At 58.4% G+C, this 15,163-nt stretch carries 18 protein-coding genes; 2 read left to right on the top strand and 16 right to left on the bottom strand.

Annotated elements, in window-relative coordinates; translation table 11 throughout:
* Nucleotides 1-123: 123 nt before the first annotated feature.
* Nucleotides 124-1,008: a nitrogenase iron protein gene (nifH, locus tag J2R80_RS41640; RefSeq protein WP_253640823.1), complete on the bottom strand. Its 885-nt coding sequence runs from the start codon at nucleotides 1,006-1,008 to the stop codon at nucleotides 124-126.
* A 559-nt stretch (nucleotides 1,009-1,567) separates the two neighbouring features.
* Here nifH and J2R80_RS41645 point away from each other — a divergent pair.
* Complete coding sequence (locus J2R80_RS41645) at nucleotides 1,568-1,981, top strand: ArsC/Spx/MgsR family protein (protein ID WP_253640824.1); 414 nt, start codon at nucleotides 1,568-1,570, stop codon at nucleotides 1,979-1,981.
* 450 nt (nucleotides 1,982-2,431) lie between these two features.
* Nucleotides 2,432-3,175, top strand: a complete 744-nt coding sequence (locus tag J2R80_RS41650; RefSeq protein WP_375162638.1) for an OmpW family protein — start codon at nucleotides 2,432-2,434, stop codon at nucleotides 3,173-3,175.
* A gap of 566 nt (nucleotides 3,176-3,741) precedes the next feature.
* Here J2R80_RS41650 and J2R80_RS41655 read toward each other — a convergent pair.
* From J2R80_RS41655 to J2R80_RS41725, 15 genes are all read right to left on the bottom strand, one after another.
* Nucleotides 3,742-4,089 (bottom strand): ferredoxin, encoded by a 348-nt coding sequence (locus tag J2R80_RS41655; protein WP_253640826.1) that lies wholly within the window; start codon nucleotides 4,087-4,089, stop codon nucleotides 3,742-3,744.
* A 1,193-nt stretch (nucleotides 4,090-5,282) separates the two neighbouring features.
* Nucleotides 5,283-5,756, bottom strand: a complete 474-nt coding sequence (locus tag J2R80_RS41660) for a Rieske 2Fe-2S domain-containing protein (protein ID WP_253640827.1) — start codon at nucleotides 5,754-5,756, stop codon at nucleotides 5,283-5,285.
* The gene (locus J2R80_RS41665; protein ID WP_253640828.1) at nucleotides 5,753-5,974 is read right to left on the bottom strand and encodes a hypothetical protein; all 222 of its coding nucleotides are present in this window, start codon (nucleotides 5,972-5,974) and stop codon (nucleotides 5,753-5,755) included. Before J2R80_RS41665 ends, J2R80_RS41660 begins: the two co-directional genes overlap by 4 nt.
* 348 nt (nucleotides 5,975-6,322) lie before the next feature.
* On the bottom strand, nucleotides 6,323-7,477 hold the full coding sequence (locus J2R80_RS41670; protein ID WP_253641096.1) for an aminotransferase class I/II-fold pyridoxal phosphate-dependent enzyme: 1,155 nt from the start codon (nucleotides 7,475-7,477) through the stop codon (nucleotides 6,323-6,325).
* Nucleotides 7,478-7,521: 44 nt separating this feature from the next.
* Nucleotides 7,522-7,791, bottom strand: coding sequence for a hypothetical protein (locus J2R80_RS41675; RefSeq protein ID WP_253640829.1), 270 nt, complete (start codon nucleotides 7,789-7,791; stop codon nucleotides 7,522-7,524).
* Nucleotides 7,792-7,825: 34 nt separating this feature from the next.
* Nucleotides 7,826-8,185: a DUF3024 domain-containing protein gene (locus tag J2R80_RS41680; protein ID WP_253640830.1), complete on the bottom strand. Its 360-nt coding sequence runs from the start codon at nucleotides 8,183-8,185 to the stop codon at nucleotides 7,826-7,828.
* A 14-nt stretch (nucleotides 8,186-8,199) separates the two neighbouring features.
* Complete coding sequence (locus J2R80_RS41685; protein ID WP_253640831.1) at nucleotides 8,200-8,439, bottom strand: nitrogen fixation protein NifZ; 240 nt, start codon at nucleotides 8,437-8,439, stop codon at nucleotides 8,200-8,202.
* 11 nt (nucleotides 8,440-8,450) lie between these two features.
* The gene (locus J2R80_RS41690; RefSeq protein ID WP_253640832.1) at nucleotides 8,451-8,756 is read right to left on the bottom strand and encodes a nitrogen fixation protein NifZ; all 306 of its coding nucleotides are present in this window, start codon (nucleotides 8,754-8,756) and stop codon (nucleotides 8,451-8,453) included.
* A gap of 1,256 nt (nucleotides 8,757-10,012) precedes the next feature.
* The gene (locus tag J2R80_RS41695) at nucleotides 10,013-10,237 is read right to left on the bottom strand and encodes a 4Fe-4S binding protein (protein ID WP_253640833.1); all 225 of its coding nucleotides are present in this window, start codon (nucleotides 10,235-10,237) and stop codon (nucleotides 10,013-10,015) included.
* A 10-nt stretch (nucleotides 10,238-10,247) separates the two neighbouring features.
* A complete protein-coding gene (nifB, locus tag J2R80_RS41700; RefSeq protein ID WP_253640834.1) occupies nucleotides 10,248-11,807 on the bottom strand; it encodes a nitrogenase cofactor biosynthesis protein NifB in 1,560 nt (519 codons plus the stop codon).
* A gap of 341 nt (nucleotides 11,808-12,148) precedes the next feature.
* Nucleotides 12,149-12,994, bottom strand: coding sequence for an SIR2 family protein (locus tag J2R80_RS41705; RefSeq protein ID WP_253641097.1), 846 nt, complete (start codon nucleotides 12,992-12,994; stop codon nucleotides 12,149-12,151).
* Nucleotides 12,995-13,008: 14 nt separating this feature from the next.
* Complete coding sequence (gene nifT, locus J2R80_RS41710) at nucleotides 13,009-13,233, bottom strand: putative nitrogen fixation protein NifT (RefSeq protein WP_253640835.1); 225 nt, start codon at nucleotides 13,231-13,233, stop codon at nucleotides 13,009-13,011.
* The gene (gene nifS, locus J2R80_RS41715) at nucleotides 13,230-14,435 is read right to left on the bottom strand and encodes a cysteine desulfurase NifS (protein WP_253640836.1); all 1,206 of its coding nucleotides are present in this window, start codon (nucleotides 14,433-14,435) and stop codon (nucleotides 13,230-13,232) included. Before nifS ends, nifT begins: the two co-directional genes overlap by 4 nt.
* Entirely contained in the window at nucleotides 14,432-14,713 is a 282-nt protein-coding gene (locus tag J2R80_RS41720) for a hypothetical protein (protein ID WP_253640837.1), read from the bottom strand. Before J2R80_RS41720 ends, nifS begins: the two co-directional genes overlap by 4 nt.
* Nucleotides 14,714-14,733: 20 nt before the next feature.
* The gene (locus J2R80_RS41725) at nucleotides 14,734-15,054 is read right to left on the bottom strand and encodes an iron-sulfur cluster assembly accessory protein (protein WP_253640838.1); all 321 of its coding nucleotides are present in this window, start codon (nucleotides 15,052-15,054) and stop codon (nucleotides 14,734-14,736) included.
* Between the last annotated feature and the right edge of the window lie 109 nt (nucleotides 15,055-15,163).

The following is a 15,163-nucleotide window of genomic DNA, read 5'->3' on the forward strand; positions in this document are numbered from 1 at the left end:
GGTTTGCGTCGCCGCGTCCTGGTCCCGGCCGGGAGCGCTGATCAGAATGCCGGCCTCCCCGGATGGGGGGTGAGGGAGGCCGGCATCCGTCGCGCGCCTTCACAAGGCCGCGACTCACGACCTTTACGAGGCCGCGAGTTCGGCGGCAGTTTTGCCGATGATGGATTCGTCGACCGCCTTCATAATGCCATGCTCCATCAGCATGTCCTCGAGCTCGTCCATGGAGATCGGAGTCGGAATGATACCCTTGCCGCCATTGTTGTGAACCTTGGTAGCGAGATTGCGATAGTGATCGGCCTGCTTCGAATCCGGCGCATACTCGAGCACCGTCATGCGGCGGAGTTCGGCATGCTGCACCACGTTGTCGCGCGGCACGAAGTAGATCAGCTGAGTGCCTAGCTTCTTGGCCAGCGCCTCCGCCAGTTCCAACTCCTTGTCCGTCTGTCGTTCATTGCAGACCAGGCCGCCCAGCCGCACACCGCCCGAGTTGGCGTATTTCAGGATACCCTTGGAAATATTGTTGGCGGCATACATAGCCATCATTTCACCGGACATCACGATATAAATCTCCTGCGCCTTGTTTTCACGGATTGGCATCGCAAAGCCACCGCAAACGACGTCGCCGAGCACATCATAGGATACGTAGTCAATGTTCTCATAGGCGCCGTTCTCCTCGAGGAAGTTGATCGAAGTGATGACGCCACGACCGGCGCAGCCGACGCCCGGCTCAGGACCACCGGACTCCACGCAGCGGATGTCTTTGTAGCCGACCTTCATCACGTCCTCGAGTTCAAGATCCTCCACGCTGCCGGCACTCGCCGCCAAGCTTAGAATCGTGTCCTGCGCTTTGGCATGCAGGATCAAGCGGGTCGAGTCCGCTTTAGGATCGCACCCGACAATCAGGATTTTCTGACCCATCTCGGCCAGCGCCGCCAACGTGTTCTGGGAAGTCGTCGACTTGCCGATGCCACCTTTCCCGTAGAACGCGATTTGCCTTAGTGAAGACATGTTGCTCTCCATCAACCGATTTGCCAAAAGTTGCGCGCCTCTCACGCGCGAGCTTGTTTCTCTCTCTCAGAAACGGGGCACACGGGTTCAAGGGAAGGAGCACATCGCTCGTCTTACGCGTCGGCGTGCACTCAGCCCTCACTCAGTGTTGCTGCCCGATATTAGCAACCGCCGTGCCAACGCTCGTAAGCGCTGCCCAAGTCTTTGATTACATTTAAAAAGCCACCTGCCCGCGAGTGCGCCTGGCCGTTTTGGAACCTATCGGTCAGCGCGGCTGTCAGAAAACGAACAAGAGGCAACCGCTGACGCGAAGCTCATTTGCATGGGCTGTCCCATATCTTCAGCCACGGAATGGGACTTGCTACTCCTCTCGTGAACCGGCTCTCTGGGGCTTGAGCGGTGCGACAATGTCGGTTGCGATCCAGACTGACCGGACAGCGGATACCAGCGGCGCTTAGCCGACTGACATTGAAGATAATCGGCAAGACCATCGACTGGGCGTCGAACGCAGCAGCGACAGGGCCACCGTTCAGCTCAGCGCTGCCAACATAGGTATGACATGGCGACAATCATCTTTTATCAAAAGCCCGGCTGCGCGACCAATGCGCGTCAGATTCAAGCGTTCAACGCTGCCGGTCACGACATCATAGCCAAAGATATTTTGATGGAGCCGTGGGCTTCGGAAGAACTGCGCCGCTTCTTCGGCAATACCCCGGTCGCCTCCTGGTTCAACCAAGCGGCCCCCCGTATCAAATCAGGCGAAGTCAATCCCGCCATGATTGACGCCCAGCGCGCACTAGCGTTGATGTTAGACGATCCGCTCCTGATACGCAGACCTCTGATCGACGTCGGCGGATCACGATGCGCCGGATTCGATCATGAGCTCGTGCTGTCGCTGCTTGGCCGCGAGGCCCCAGATGATCTCGAGCGATGTGCGCATGACGCGAACGAGACGCGCTGTCCGCAAACGTGAGGCTAGTACAGAAGGCTTTGATGCGAAGAACCACATTTTTCTGCTTCCGGATTGGTTCGTGACCGCCGACTCGGACCCTCGCTGAGAAGGCCAACCTGGCTGCTCCGTAACACGGATCTGCCGATATTGCGCCTCGGGTGATTGCTGCCTCTACCGGCCCTGCAATGTGCGGGGTTGCTGCATTGCCATTTTGATTTTGCATGGCCCAACGGGCATTGATTGGATCGGGGCATCAAGCCAACCAACAATCTCCTGAAGAGATTGGACTCAGCACAGACAATGAATCGAACAGCTATCAAGCAAAGACAACGACGCTTCGATAGCCGTGCTTCTTATGCAACTCAGCCGCATAATTGCGGTGAACCAACCACTATTTTGATCCGCATCAAATCCTCCGCCGCTTGTCATGTGTGACAGAGATCTCGCGCGTGTTATCGCGCGACTTTTGGAATGGAGAATTCGATGAGAAGAAGAACAATTCTGACGACGACGTCGCTCCTCACGCTCGCGATCTCGTTGGCCAGCATCTCGGCACAGGCTGCAGATCTCGGTCCGGCGCCGGTTTATTACAAAGCACCCCCGATCGAACCGTTCAATCCATGGATGATCCGCCTGCGGGTGCTCGGCGTTTTGCCGGATACCGCAGGCAGTTCAGTCCACGTCTCCGGGGTACCCTCGCTGTCTTCTCCCAACTCCGGGCTATCGATCAGCGATCAAGCCATACCGGAGCTCGACATCACGTATTTCTTCACAAAAAACATCGCGGCCGAACTTATTCTCGGCGTGACCCGCCATCACATCAGCGGCACTGGCACGCTTAATGGACTCGATATCGGCAAAGCCTGGCTATTGCCGCCGACGCTAACCCTGCAATATCACTTCAACGATTTCGGCCCACTGAAGCCTTATATCGGCGCAGGCATCAACTACACCGCATTCTTCAATCAGTCGGCGGCCAATACGTCGCTCGCCGGCCTTACCGTGACGGATCTGCACATCAGCAACAAGTTCGGCGCGGCGGTCCAATTTGGCTTCGATTACATGCTTGACCGTCATTGGGGCCTCAACTTCGACGTGAAGAAGCTGTGGCTGCGGCCAGACTATTCTGCGACCGTAAACAATGCGATTCCCGTCTCCGGGCGCGCCAATATCGACCCATGGCTCATCAGCGGCGGCATCGCTTACAAGTTCTGACGTCAGAACAGGGTCCAAAGAAGAAGACAAGGTTGATCAATCCGGACGCGGCGAGCCATCGAGCGCGTCCTTCAACCGCACCGCAGTTCATCCGCGAGCGAGATGGCGTGTCAAAGACGCGTCGTCTCGCGAAGAAAGTGAGCGCCATCCGCACCTTGCGCTTGCGGCGTGCTGCGTAGGGACAGTATTAAGTGACGCGAACAGATTGATCCAACAGCCATCGAAGGAAACACGTTCTTGCTTTGTCAGGCGTTGCGACCGTGCCAGTTGCCGATCGGGTCCGACAATTCAAGGCGTCGCGCTGCGCCGTGACAATGATAGTCTGACAAAGGAGTTGACGCTCAAGGTTCAGGGCCCGGGCACGAGCAGCGCTCTAATCTGGGCCCGTCTCACCGAACATCTCAAAGACCGCCATAACGACAAATTCCATGACGCGCTGTCCGCACGTCCTGACGCCTGAGGGCCGCTCGGTCATCCTGAGCCGACCGACGTGCCGAGGGGACAGCTCATCGACGGAGAAGCTGTCCATGCTTGATTGCCCGGCCAAGCGGCGCGAAGAAAGCCGTTTAGCTGCGCTTTAGCACCATCACGAGGCGGTCGACACGTTTACCCTGCTTGAGATGGGATTCCAGGATTTCGTCGACGTCTTCCGGCGTAGTCGCGCGGTACCAGATTCCGTCAGGATAGACGACCATCAAGGGACCGGAGTTACAATATCCGAGGCAGCCAGCCATCGTGAAACCGATATCATTAAGGCCTTGCGCTTCGATCGCCTTGCCCATTCGATCCCACAATGCTTGCGCGCCAGAGGCGCCGCAACTGCCGTGCGGATGAGTGGGCGGACGCTGCGTGTTGCAGGCAAAGACATGATGCCTATAAATTTGGGGGAGCTCGAATTCGATTTCTGAGTCCATGCGCTTATCCTGCGATCAATGCGAGCGATCCGAAAGAGACATGGCCCGGGCTCGCATCGCCCTCACAGGGTCTCTTGCTGTCGAACGCCGCATCGATAGATTGATGCTACTGATTTCGACGCGCGCCTGCGAACGCAGGCGAAATGAGCGAACGCAACACTAATTGTAAACGCTGAAGATCAGCCACAGATGACTCACGTCTGGCACAACCTTCCTGATTCGTTTCAACGTCTTCTCCTACCATCGCAATCTCTTCGCTCCTACATTGCTCAACCATCCGATTGCTCCAAAGCAAGTTCCACACCAAATGCAGAATCCTCGCGTTTTTACGACCATCTCTTGTTCTGCCGAGGCGCTCCTCATCGTTGATGCTCGAGTTCCGACAATGTCGTTTCTCTTCTGTTTTGGACAAGACAATCGTTGGCTTCGCGTTTGACGCCCCCCATTCTGCCTCAGCCGTTCGCACGCATGATGTGCGCTCCGCTGTTTCCGATCTATTGTTTACCAGATAGCGCCTGGCGCAAACGCCCCGACAGTCAGAGTGAACGCAGACCCGCGTTCAAGGCTATAGGTTAAGCTGCCTGGACTTGATCGGCCGTCACGAAACCGGCAACACAGCGGTTCTGGATCGCGCCCACAGCCCTCCACGACACCGTCAAGGCGCACTTGCCGCCTCAATGCCGAACAGCGAACACGTGTTATGCATGCGTCCGCAAACCGGCGGTGCGCTGAGGATCGCGGCGCCACTCGCTGAGTGTCGCATTGAGGCGTTTGGTATCGCAATTGCTGCGCGGGCAACAAGCCAGTCTTAGCGGATAGCCAAAAGCTTCTGACACAGGATCGTCATTGTTCCTCCCAAACGATCCTGTCAGTCTGGGTCTCCCCATTCTTGCAGCCCAGACGGTGCCCTCGGCGGACTTCCAGCCGCCGAGGGCATTTCTTGACCATGTTCTATCGGCCGGCAGCAAGAAGCATGTCCCGCCTGCCGGGTCCATTTGGCGAGTTGACGTAAGAGCAACCTTTCGTTGGTGCGGTGGAGCTCGCTGGCCGCCTGGCAGCAATGCGTTGGACTGCCGTTTGCTCTGACAAGCTACGAACGCATAATACCGATCTGCACCAACGCTCAGGAGGGACGATTTCGTCCTCCGATGAAATCCCGCAGCCAAGTTGAACAACAGCCAAGTGATACGCCATCAATCCGGATGGATCGTGATATCCATTGTTTCTTCGCTGTCCTCGAAGCGTTCGGAAGCCCGATCCTCCTCCAGCAGCTTGACGCCGCATAGGCAAACGTCACCTTCGATCACGGCGAGCGCTACCGGCTCAAGCGCTTGTCCATTGCATAGACCATCGATGCACACTCCGGTCTCGATCTCGAACCTTGCACCATGCCGGCCGCATCTGAGAAAGGAATGGTCTGCCGAGAAAAACTCGCCGGAGCCGATGTTCAGCCAGACGCCGTCATGCGGACAACGATTCACATAGCCAAAATAGTCGTTGCCGAAGGTACGCACCACAATAATGGAAAACAGCCGGATCTCGCCGCTATCATCGATACGCGACAGGCTAAAGCCCCTGGCGCCACTCCGCTCGATGGCGTCGGCCGGACAGACGGCAAAAACCTCGATCTGGTCGCCCATTGGGTTCCCGATCATCGCTTGGCTCATCCCGGCCTCGCAGTTTCCTGCTTGAAGGCTTCGACCGCAGTACGGCTCAGTCGGAATATGCCACGGCCACGAGCGAGCGGTCGATATGCCGCGCCAGCGCGGGCGTTGAGAACTTCAAACCATTGGTTCGGCGTGAGCTTTGCCGGTCGCTCGCTGATCTGGACCACTCTTCCGTTCGGAGCGAAGCGGACGTGAATGATGACTTCCTGTACGTTCATGGTAATCTCTGTTTGACTAACTCGAGACACCCCAGCCGAAACGATGATGGCGCGTGCTGGGATTCGAGCATCTTGGTGCGTAGGCCTCAAGCCACGGCATGGGGACGGCACTTTGCGACGATCGAGCAGGTTTTCTGCGAGCGCGAGGCTAGAGCATTTCTCCCGCAGCTTCCCGAACAGTACATGATGCAGCGGCATGTGGCGTGCTCCGGCCTTACGCGGATAGCTATCTGCCCGCGAGGCATCGCATGACATGCGGCTCGCTCGATTTCTCATCTCGCGCACGCCCAGAGCTACGATTGTGCTCAATCGATCCTGCTCCCTTTCATCTGGTGCATAACGATCATCTCAGTAGATCGCCGCACCTGCGCCCACGTTGATCGACGCATCTTTCATGGTCTCCACGATAAACTCGATCTGCTTGTTCGTGAGATGGGTGTGAAACGGCAGCGCTAAAGCGCGATCGGCGACCTTTTCGGTAACCAGGAAATCGCCACGGCGATAGCCAAGGTCAAAATAGTGGCGTTGCAAATGCAACGGTTGGCTGTAGGCAGCGGATTGAACCTGGGCGGCGCGCAGATCATCGATAATGGCGTCCCGACCGGAGCGCGTGAAGCGTGTCCCCAATTGAACGAGATAAAGCATCCAGTTCACATCCGTCACATCGGGACCGACATAAGGCGGCTTGATGCCTTCAAATGACTGGATATGCGCGTTATAGAGCTGCTCGATGAGCCGACGCCGCTCCAGGATTTCATCGAGACGCTTCAGCTGCGCCAGCCCCAAGGCAGCCGTGAGATCGCTCATGCCAGCCTGGTAAGGTGCTGTGCTCGCGACGACAACTGAGAATCGCTCGTCCAGGCGGTGGGCGCGATGGCGGCGCAACCCAACCGCAATATCGATGTCATCCGTCACCACCATTGCGCCTTCACCGCAGCTTAGGGCTACCGGCTGGGCAAAGTCGAACACGGCCAGGTCGCCAAATCGGCCGACGAGCTCCCCCTTGTAGCTCGACCCGATCGCCTCGGTAGAATCCTCCAAGAGCAGCAGCCGGTGGCGCTGTGCGACCGTCCGCAGTTCTGCCCATGGCGCAGGATGACCGTTGGGATTGCCGGCGACTATCGCCCGAGTGCTCGCCGTAATGCTCTCTTCGACCTTCGCTGGAACCAATGTTCCCGACCAAAAGTCGACATCGGCAAATACCACCCGTGCGCCTGCGAGACTGATGGCATGCGCTGCTTCGCGAAAGGCGTAGGGCGAGGCAATGACCTCGTGTCCTGCTCCGATCCCGAGCGCCTTGAGTGCAAGCAGGAGCCCAATAGTACCACTCGAAACCGCAACGGCATGTTTGCGGCCCAGATAGACCGCGAAGGCCTGCTCGAACGCCTCAGTGATCGGCCCGCTGGAGATCTGCGACGAACACAGCAGGGTTTCCACTGCAGAGAGCTCAGCGACGGTAATATCCGGGTCCGACAGTGGGATGAAGGACGCATTATTCTCCACATTATGCGCGCCATCGCACGGATGCTCTGCGAGCTCAGTACCGCTCACTGCGCAGCGGTCCTTTTGGCCAATATGATGCCAGTCGCCCGTGCCGGATCGGCCGTAATCTGCACGCAGTGATCCGATCCATCGATCAGATGGAGATCGAAACGCACAAACTGCCGGAATGGCTGATCCGTCATATCCGACGCATCACAGCGCACACAAGCAAGCTGCGGAAAGCGGCGCCGCAGCTCGACAAACGGCTCCTCCTCGGCCCTGTCGGCCGCAAGCAGCTGCTCGATTTCAATCAATTCCTGCGCAGTGAGCGTCATCGTGGCTCCTCTGTGGCCCCTCAAAAGCCGCCCCTCATTGCCAGAACAGACGCTCCGGATCCGCGTTCAATTCGTCGATCGCTAAAGTCAGGCGGTGATATAGGCTGTAAAATTCCCAGATTCCTTGGGCGTGGTTCTTGCAAAACACCTTCCAAATTCCGCTCACGCCATCATAAAGAATCAGCGCGACGTCGATTAACGCGCCGTCCTTGTCAATATTGCGCGAACAACAGGGGCTCTCGACGAGGTAGCCGGCTTTCACCGGTGTCACCTTCGGCGAGACGTAGAGATAGCGCGTGCGGGAGCTCAAGCTGCGCTCGATCCGCTTGCGATCAAGCTCGTTGGGGTGCGCCACCAGCCCGGTCTTGACCTTCCTCATCAGCCCGGCATTCATGCGAAAGCCTCCCTTCAAAGACCTGTGATTTCTTCTTCAAGACAGCCGATGAGCAACCGCTCTCCAAAATCGACAGTATAGATCGGAACGTTCGCTTTGGTATGGATGGCAACCCTGATGATCTCTCCGGCCACTCCGGCGCCGAGCAAGACCCCGTCAGGCTCCGCATTGGGAAAAGAGCCGTCGTTAATGATATCGACTGCGGTTTTAACCCGCTGGCCCCGCCGATATTTCAGAAAACCGCCTTCATCCACGACACGGCCTCCTACAGCAATGGCACATCATCGATCTCCTCGCAGGCATCCACCGGCTCGAGTTCCTTGCGCTTCATGCCAACGCGGTAGCCGCTTTCCATAAACTCGACACCGTAGATGTAGAACTGTTGCAGGAATGTGCCGATCGAGATGACGTAACCGATCTCTCCCTTCTTGACCAAGATGTCGCCAATCTCCTTGCCACGAAAGGTGCCATCATTCCGGATGGTGCGATTGGCTCGTACCTTTTGGCTAAAACTGAAGACAGGGGGCTCGTCGAGCTCGACGACGTCGCTGTCGCGAACAATACCGCTCATGTAGCGCTCCTCATGCATCGCTCGCCGGCAGACATGCAGGGGTGCTGCCCGGCCCGACCAGGAGACATCCTCCACGATTGTGCTCATCCCTCGCCGCACTCAGCCGATTCGCCCACCGCAATGCGGTTCGCCAGCTTGTGCCGACACCAGGATGTCGCTGTAGGGCAGTCCGTGCCCCGAGTGACAGCCATTCCGCGAGATCTAGCCGCGCTCTGGCGTATCGGCCCGTAGCTACGCCAAGTAGCCCCGCAACGGCAGCGCGACGCGGCACGATGTGTCGGAACTGGACGTCCTCAGCGCAGACCGATTGATTGCGGAGCTGCCGGGCGAAGTGGCGCGCGAGGGCGTCGCCAGCTCCTTGTCGGTCAGCCTCGGCATCATTTCTCCGTATGAAACGATGTTCCGGCTTGGGCGACGAGGCTTCTATGGCCATCGAGCATCGACGATAAGACGACGGCATTGGCCTGCATGGACACGATCGCTCGGATCTCGCCGTCTGCGCGCCACGTGCCGCCGTTGCTGAGCGCGGGATTGCGCTGGGAGAAGTGCTGGAAATGTTGCCGGCACGATCATTTGCGCAAATAGCCGAACGCCGGTAGTCGCAGCCCTTCTTGCGCGACGGACGAGCGCAGGCACTGCAACTAGAGTGATGCCCCGGGGCAGCGTTGCCAATGTGATCGATCTTCGGATTGGCTCCTCCGCTGCAGGACGTCCGCGAACGATTCGGTACCGATCGTGTCAGCCAGTTCGAGTTCGAGCAGCTTGGTCGCTGCCTCGCCCCTGCTTCCAGATTGCCGGCCCATATCGGGAGGCCGGTGAGATCCTTCAACACGGTGGGATGCAACCGCGGCATGATGATATCGGCGTGATCAAGTGCAGCGTCAGTCACGTTGACCATCCTCCAGTCTTGGCCCGGGACTTCGCCGAACAAAGTGCGCGCGAGCAGCGCTCCCTGACCGGCAGATGCCGACTTGGCTGCTGCCTCGAAGGTCATCGGTAGCTTCGCTCGCCCGGCACATTCCGCGATGTTGCGGCTCGGTAAGGCTGATCCCGCCGGGCATGCGCCGATCAGCGTGACCTCGTCAGTCACATCAACGATAACGGCGCTGGCCAGAAGCCTACGCTCGGAGTTGAGAGGCGTTTTTGGCCTGCCGCGCCAAATGAAATGTCTGCCGACGCTCCGCTGCCGGCGAGCAACGAAGTTTGCAACGCTTTCAGTCCCAGCTCTTGGCATGCCGTTCACGGAAGCTCGCGTCCTAGGCTGGCGCCCGATAGCGGGGCAAGGAGGTGTCAATTACGCAGGTATTGTCGACCGGACAGGCCGCGGCGCATTGCGGCTCGTCGAAATGGCCAACACATTCGGTGCATTTCGTCGCTTCGATGACAAAGCTTCCTCCCTTTTCCGAGATGGCAACGTTCGGGCATAAGGGTTCGCAAGCTGAGCAGCTGGTACACTGAGAGGCGATGATCTTGAATGGCATATACCCCCCTTTACGCCGCGGAGATCAGAGCTCCCTGGCGGATCGCGGCGTCCCCGCGCTTCTCATGCTGGACATCGCCGCTCTTCACCTTGTCTAGATAGGACCTGAACCAGGCGATCGTCGACTTCTCGATGAACTCATGCGCGTATTGATCGACTGGCTCGATCCCGGCCTTGATCAGGTTGCTTTTTGGGCAGCCACCGATCTTGGCCACGAACACCGCATGGCAGTCATGGATGCCACGAATGATGGTCGAAAGCCTGTCCTCCTCGCCATAACCGCCCTGACAGTAGACGTCGACGCGACGGTGACCGATGAATTTGGCGCCGGATGTGGAAAGTTCGTATACTTGGAATTCCTTTGCATGCCCAAAGTGCTCGTTGATGAGTCCCGAGCCCTTCGTTGCGACTGCCACCAGAACCGTGATCGCGCTCGTCTCGCCGGCGAACTGTGTAAGCTCTTGTTGGTGGGCCACGACGCTGGCGGCCCGCTCGTCCTCCACCCTATCTTGATAAGCCTTGCGCGTCCCAAGGTCATATTTGACGTCCATTTTCATGATCTGATCGGTACTGAACTCTGCGCTGCGATCCTCTCCGATCAGTCCGACAGCATCAGCGCGGCACTGGCGACAATGCCGCATCATGTTCATCTTCCCTTCACAAGCATCCTGCAGCGTCTTCAATTCCTGCGCCGTCGGCCCCCGCTGACCGTTTAGGCCAAACACCGTGCCGTACTCAGGCGCGGAGATCAGCGGCATGATATTGTGAAGGAAGGCACCGCGCGCCTTAACCGCCTTGTTGACCTCGACCAGGTGCTGATCGTTGATGTGGGGGATCATCACCGAGTTGACCTTGCACAGGATCCCCCGTTCGCTAAGCATCTCCAGTCCTTGCAGCTGACGGTCGGTTAGTATCCTCGCCGCATCGATGCCGGTATAGCGTTTATGGTTGAAGAAGATCCAGGGATAGATCTTGGCGCCGATTTCGGGATCGATCGTGTTGATAGTGATGGTCACGTGGTCGATTTTGGACCTGACGATCGTGTCAATATGGTCCGGCAGAGCCAGTCCGTTGGTCGACAGACACAGCTTGATGTCGGGGGCCGCCTTGGCGACCAGTTCGAATGTCTTGAACGTCTTTTCTGGATTGGCGAGAGCATCGCCGGGACCAGCGATTCCGAGCACGGTCATCTGCGGAATGGTGGTCGCGACCACGAGCACTTTTCTCACCGCCTGCTCGGGGGTGAGCTTCTCGCTCACCACGCCCGGGCGAGATTCATTGGCGCAGTCATATTTGCGATTGCAGTAATTGCACTGGATGTTACAGGCCGGCGCGACCGCCACATGCATGCGGGCGTAATGATGATGCGCCTCTTCGCTGTAGCAGGGATGGTTCTTCACCTTTTCCCAGATTTCGCTCGGCAGATCGCCTTGGCTTGTCCGTGACCCGCAGTCTGCCTGGGCGGTCTTGGCTGCGATGCGACAGCCCTGTTGCTCGGCGGCAGACTGCATCATCGTGCCGTTATCCAGCGCAGCTTTGGCGTATCCTCCGCCCCCCACGACCGCATTCATTCTCTTTTTCCCCGCAGGCACATTGGCTTCCCAGGACCATCCGTGAGCGAGCCTCTAGACGAGGCGTAGCAACTCACATGCCACGGCGCAGAAGACGAACTTTCATCGGTTTGTCATAGCGTTAGCGGACCCGGCCGACGTTGAGACATGTAAGAGCCGCAGTGATACGCTTGTTAAGAATGCGACAGATGCGTCCCCATCCTCACTCAGAGCTTCGCGGGCTGGCGCGTCAATGATGGCGGCAAAGCGCGCGCAACACCCAGCTCCATCTGAGCGGGCCTTTCGTGCGCCGCCCCCACTCACAACTGGCGATACAAGTCGGGCTATCCAGCTTCACACATCTAACGGTTGAGCAGTATCTCAACCGCGCAAGGGAGCCGAATCGCAAGCGGCGCCAGACCTTGTTCGAGCAGAAAACGGAGCTCGTTGCGCGACAGCGTGTCCGGATCGACGATCGCATAGTGGGCGCCACCCGAGCGCTTGATAATCTGCCGCGCATAGCCGCGCAACAGCTGGTCGTTAAAGCGACAACCGATGAAGAGAAAGGCCCGTCCGCTCCGCCTTTCCTTGATGATGTCCGGAATTGGACTCTGAATGTCAATCTCGGTCACGGCCTCGACATAGTCAGCATCGGAGATCAGGAAGTTGTTGGCTGGACGCACGCTGCCATGCGGCTTATAGAGCACTGTCGCCCAGCTACCGGCCACGGCACTGTCGACCTCTTGGCCAGAGAAATCATAGAAGCGGTACCAACGATTCTCGCCAATGCCGGCACGGGTAATGCCCTGAACTTCACCCCAGCCCTCGCGCTTGCCCAGCGCGGCGCGCATTGCGCCGTCGTACCATGCATCGACGATGACGGGAAGCGACAGGGACGCGAAATGATGATGTAGCGGCGTCGGCTCCGCTGACCGAGCGAAGGCCTGCACCATCAATGTCGTCAGCGTAGAGCGATGTTTGCTGACCTCGATATGCTGCGCCGATGCCCATGCATTGCCTTTGGCCCGCCGAGGCAGTGCAACCTTGCTGGCGAAGAAGTCGGCCAGCGCCTCGGGCGAAGTCGGCACATCGGATCTGGACAGTTCGGTGAGGCCAGGACCGAGATAGGGCACGACGCGCGCAACCCTTAACCCGGCAGCGATGTCGACGAGAATGGTCCTAGCCTCAGCTGCATCGACCAAGTCGATCCGCCGAGGCCCCTTCACTGACCCTCTCCGTCCGTTCCTCGTTTTTTGGCGTCGATTGTGATTGGCAATTTTGTATCGCTCGCCATCTTGGGCAAATCGAGTACCCAACCGTTGGCTATTTTGATCCACCCACCCCAGAGCGTCTCATACTCGGACTCAACGATCGGCTCTTCGAGATCTTTCTTTGGTACGTAGATCGACAGGCCTGCCTCTGGAGACCGGCGGATCATGATTTTCACATTGAACTCCTTGACTGTGAACCATGGCTCGCCAAGCGAGCCGACTCCCGCGAAGCGGCGCGCAGGCGAGCCACGATGTCAGACACGGCGCACACGACCTCGTCGACCTCTGCAAATGAGGTTTCTCGCGATAGCGAGAAGCGCACCGCGCCACGCATGCTCCACGCCGGCACCTGCATGGCCCGCAAGACATGCGATGGCTCCATTGAGCCCGCGTTACAGGCTGATCCGAGCGACACAGCAATGCCGGCCCGATTGAGATGATGGGCGATCGCTTCGCCTTCGAGATGGTCGAAGGCAATATTGGTCGTGTTCGACAGCCGGTTACTGATATCGCCGAGCGCAATGCACTGACCAATGTGCAGTATCCCCTGCTCCAGGCGGTCGCGCAACGCAGCAATGCGAACGCGCTCCGGTTCAAGCCGCTCCGCCGCTAGCTCTGCAGCCTTTCCAAGGCCGACGATTGCGGGAATATTCTCCGTTCCGCCGCGGCGCCGTCGTTCCTGGGATCCGCCCCGGATCAGCGGCCGGAAACTTGTCCCTTTGCGCAGATATAGCGCGCCGATGCCTTTGGGACCATGCAGTTTGTGCGCGGATAGCGACAGCATGTCGATCGCACTATCCTTAAGGTCTACGCGCATCTTGCCGACGGCCTGGACCGCATCGGTGTGAAACAGCGCGCCCGCCTCATGGGTCAACCCTGCAAGAAACTCTACAGGAAATATCGTACCGGTCTCGTTATTGGCCCACATAACGGAGGCAATCGCGGTCCTTGGTCCGAGCGCACTCCGAAACGCCTCGATATCGAGCCGGCCGCGGGAATCTACCGGTACGACATGCGTCTTGACTCCGCTTGCCGCCAATTGCTCAGTTACAGTAAGAACGGCAGAGTGCTCGACTGAGGTGGTGACGATCTCGTCGCGGCCTTCCTGGGTCGCAAGCGCAGAGAGAATCGCGGCATTGTTGGCCTCGGTCCCTCCCGAGGTGAAAACGATCTCACGATCGTATGCGCAGCCTAGCAACCCCCGTAATCTACCCCGGGCCTGCTTCATGGCGACTGCGACTTCGCCGCCAAAGACATGCGTGGATGAAGCGTTGCCGAATTGCTCTGTGAAGAACGGCAACATGGCTTGCACGACGGATGGATCGGTCCGGGTCGTTGCATTATTGTCGAGGTAAATCGGCACTTGAATCCCGCTCAATCCAGCGCCTGGCCGACAGCCGCAATCGGGACGAGACGAACGCATTCGCCGATTTTGTCGACCAGCCTCGTCTGAATGCGGTCCAGCGTCAGTCTAGGACGCTTATAGAACGCGGATGCGCCGTTCAGACTGGCGATGGTCCTGTGACTATTGGTCCCGATGAGCCGACAGTCGCCACGATCGCCATGCAGATCCGCTCGCATCTGTCCGATTGCGCCGCGAATGCGACGCACTCTCGCAGCCGACGATTGCCATACTTCTTCCGGTTCAGCCAGCATGCTGCGATGTTTCCTCTTTATCAGCTGAACGATTTGCCGCAGGAGCAGCTCGCGGCGGCGTTCGGGTTCTGAAAGGTGAAGCCCGAGCTCTCCGGCGCCACGACGAAATCAATGGTCGTGCCGAGCAGATGCTCATGGCTCTTGCTGTCGACAAACACCTTCAGACCGCCGCATTCGATCACGGTGTCACCAAGCGTCGGCGCCTCGGCCAAGCCCATCTTGTATTTGAACCCATTGCAGCCGCCTGCTTCGACCATAATGCGCAGGCCACCGGTCGGGTTCGTCGATGATGCCATCGCGCCTTTGATGGCACTCACTGCGCTGTCTGTCAGGTTGATCATGGCTTACCCTCTCATGAGCTTAGGTCTGCCCGACAATGGCAAGTCATGTGCCAGCGTGCACAAGCTTGACCCCACTTACCTTTTTTTGATCGCATCTGTCGGCTTCGGG

The sequence above is a fragment of the Bradyrhizobium sp. USDA 4541 genome, assembly GCF_024171085.1.
In the GTDB taxonomy this organism is placed as follows: Bacteria; Pseudomonadota; Alphaproteobacteria; order Rhizobiales; family Xanthobacteraceae; genus Bradyrhizobium; species Bradyrhizobium australafricanum.

Bases quoted from the DNA above. Each gene is read 5' to 3' on its own strand.
- J2R80_RS41650 (WP_375162638.1), top strand. From the start codon at position 2,432: ATGGAGAATTCGATGAGAAGAAGAACAATTCTGACGACGACGTCGCTC.
- J2R80_RS41720 (WP_253640837.1), bottom strand. From the start codon at position 14,713: ATGCTGGCTGAACCGGAAGAAGTATGGCAATCGTCGGCTGCGAGAGTG.
- J2R80_RS41680 (WP_253640830.1), bottom strand. From the start codon at position 8,185: ATGAATGCCGGGCTGATGAGGAAGGTCAAGACCGGGCTGGTGGCGCAC.
- J2R80_RS41690 (WP_253640832.1), bottom strand. From the start codon at position 8,756: ATGAGCGGTATTGTTCGCGACAGCGACGTCGTCGAGCTCGACGAGCCC.
- J2R80_RS41645 (WP_253640824.1), top strand. From the start codon at position 1,568: ATGGCGACAATCATCTTTTATCAAAAGCCCGGCTGCGCGACCAATGCG.
- J2R80_RS41660 (WP_253640827.1), bottom strand. From the start codon at position 5,756: ATGAGCCAAGCGATGATCGGGAACCCAATGGGCGACCAGATCGAGGTT.
- J2R80_RS41675 (WP_253640829.1), bottom strand. From the start codon at position 7,791: ATGACGCTCACTGCGCAGGAATTGATTGAAATCGAGCAGCTGCTTGCG.
- J2R80_RS41725 (WP_253640838.1), bottom strand. From the start codon at position 15,054: ATGATCAACCTGACAGACAGCGCAGTGAGTGCCATCAAAGGCGCGATG.
- J2R80_RS41665 (WP_253640828.1), bottom strand. From the start codon at position 5,974: ATGAACGTACAGGAAGTCATCATTCACGTCCGCTTCGCTCCGAACGGA.
- nifB (WP_253640834.1), bottom strand. From the start codon at position 11,807: ATGAATGCGGTCGTGGGGGGCGGAGGATACGCCAAAGCTGCGCTGGAT.
- nifH (WP_253640823.1), bottom strand. From the start codon at position 1,008: ATGTCTTCACTAAGGCAAATCGCGTTCTACGGGAAAGGTGGCATCGGC.
- J2R80_RS41695 (WP_253640833.1), bottom strand. From the start codon at position 10,237: ATGCCATTCAAGATCATCGCCTCTCAGTGTACCAGCTGCTCAGCTTGC.
- J2R80_RS41655 (WP_253640826.1), bottom strand. From the start codon at position 4,089: ATGGACTCAGAAATCGAATTCGAGCTCCCCCAAATTTATAGGCATCAT.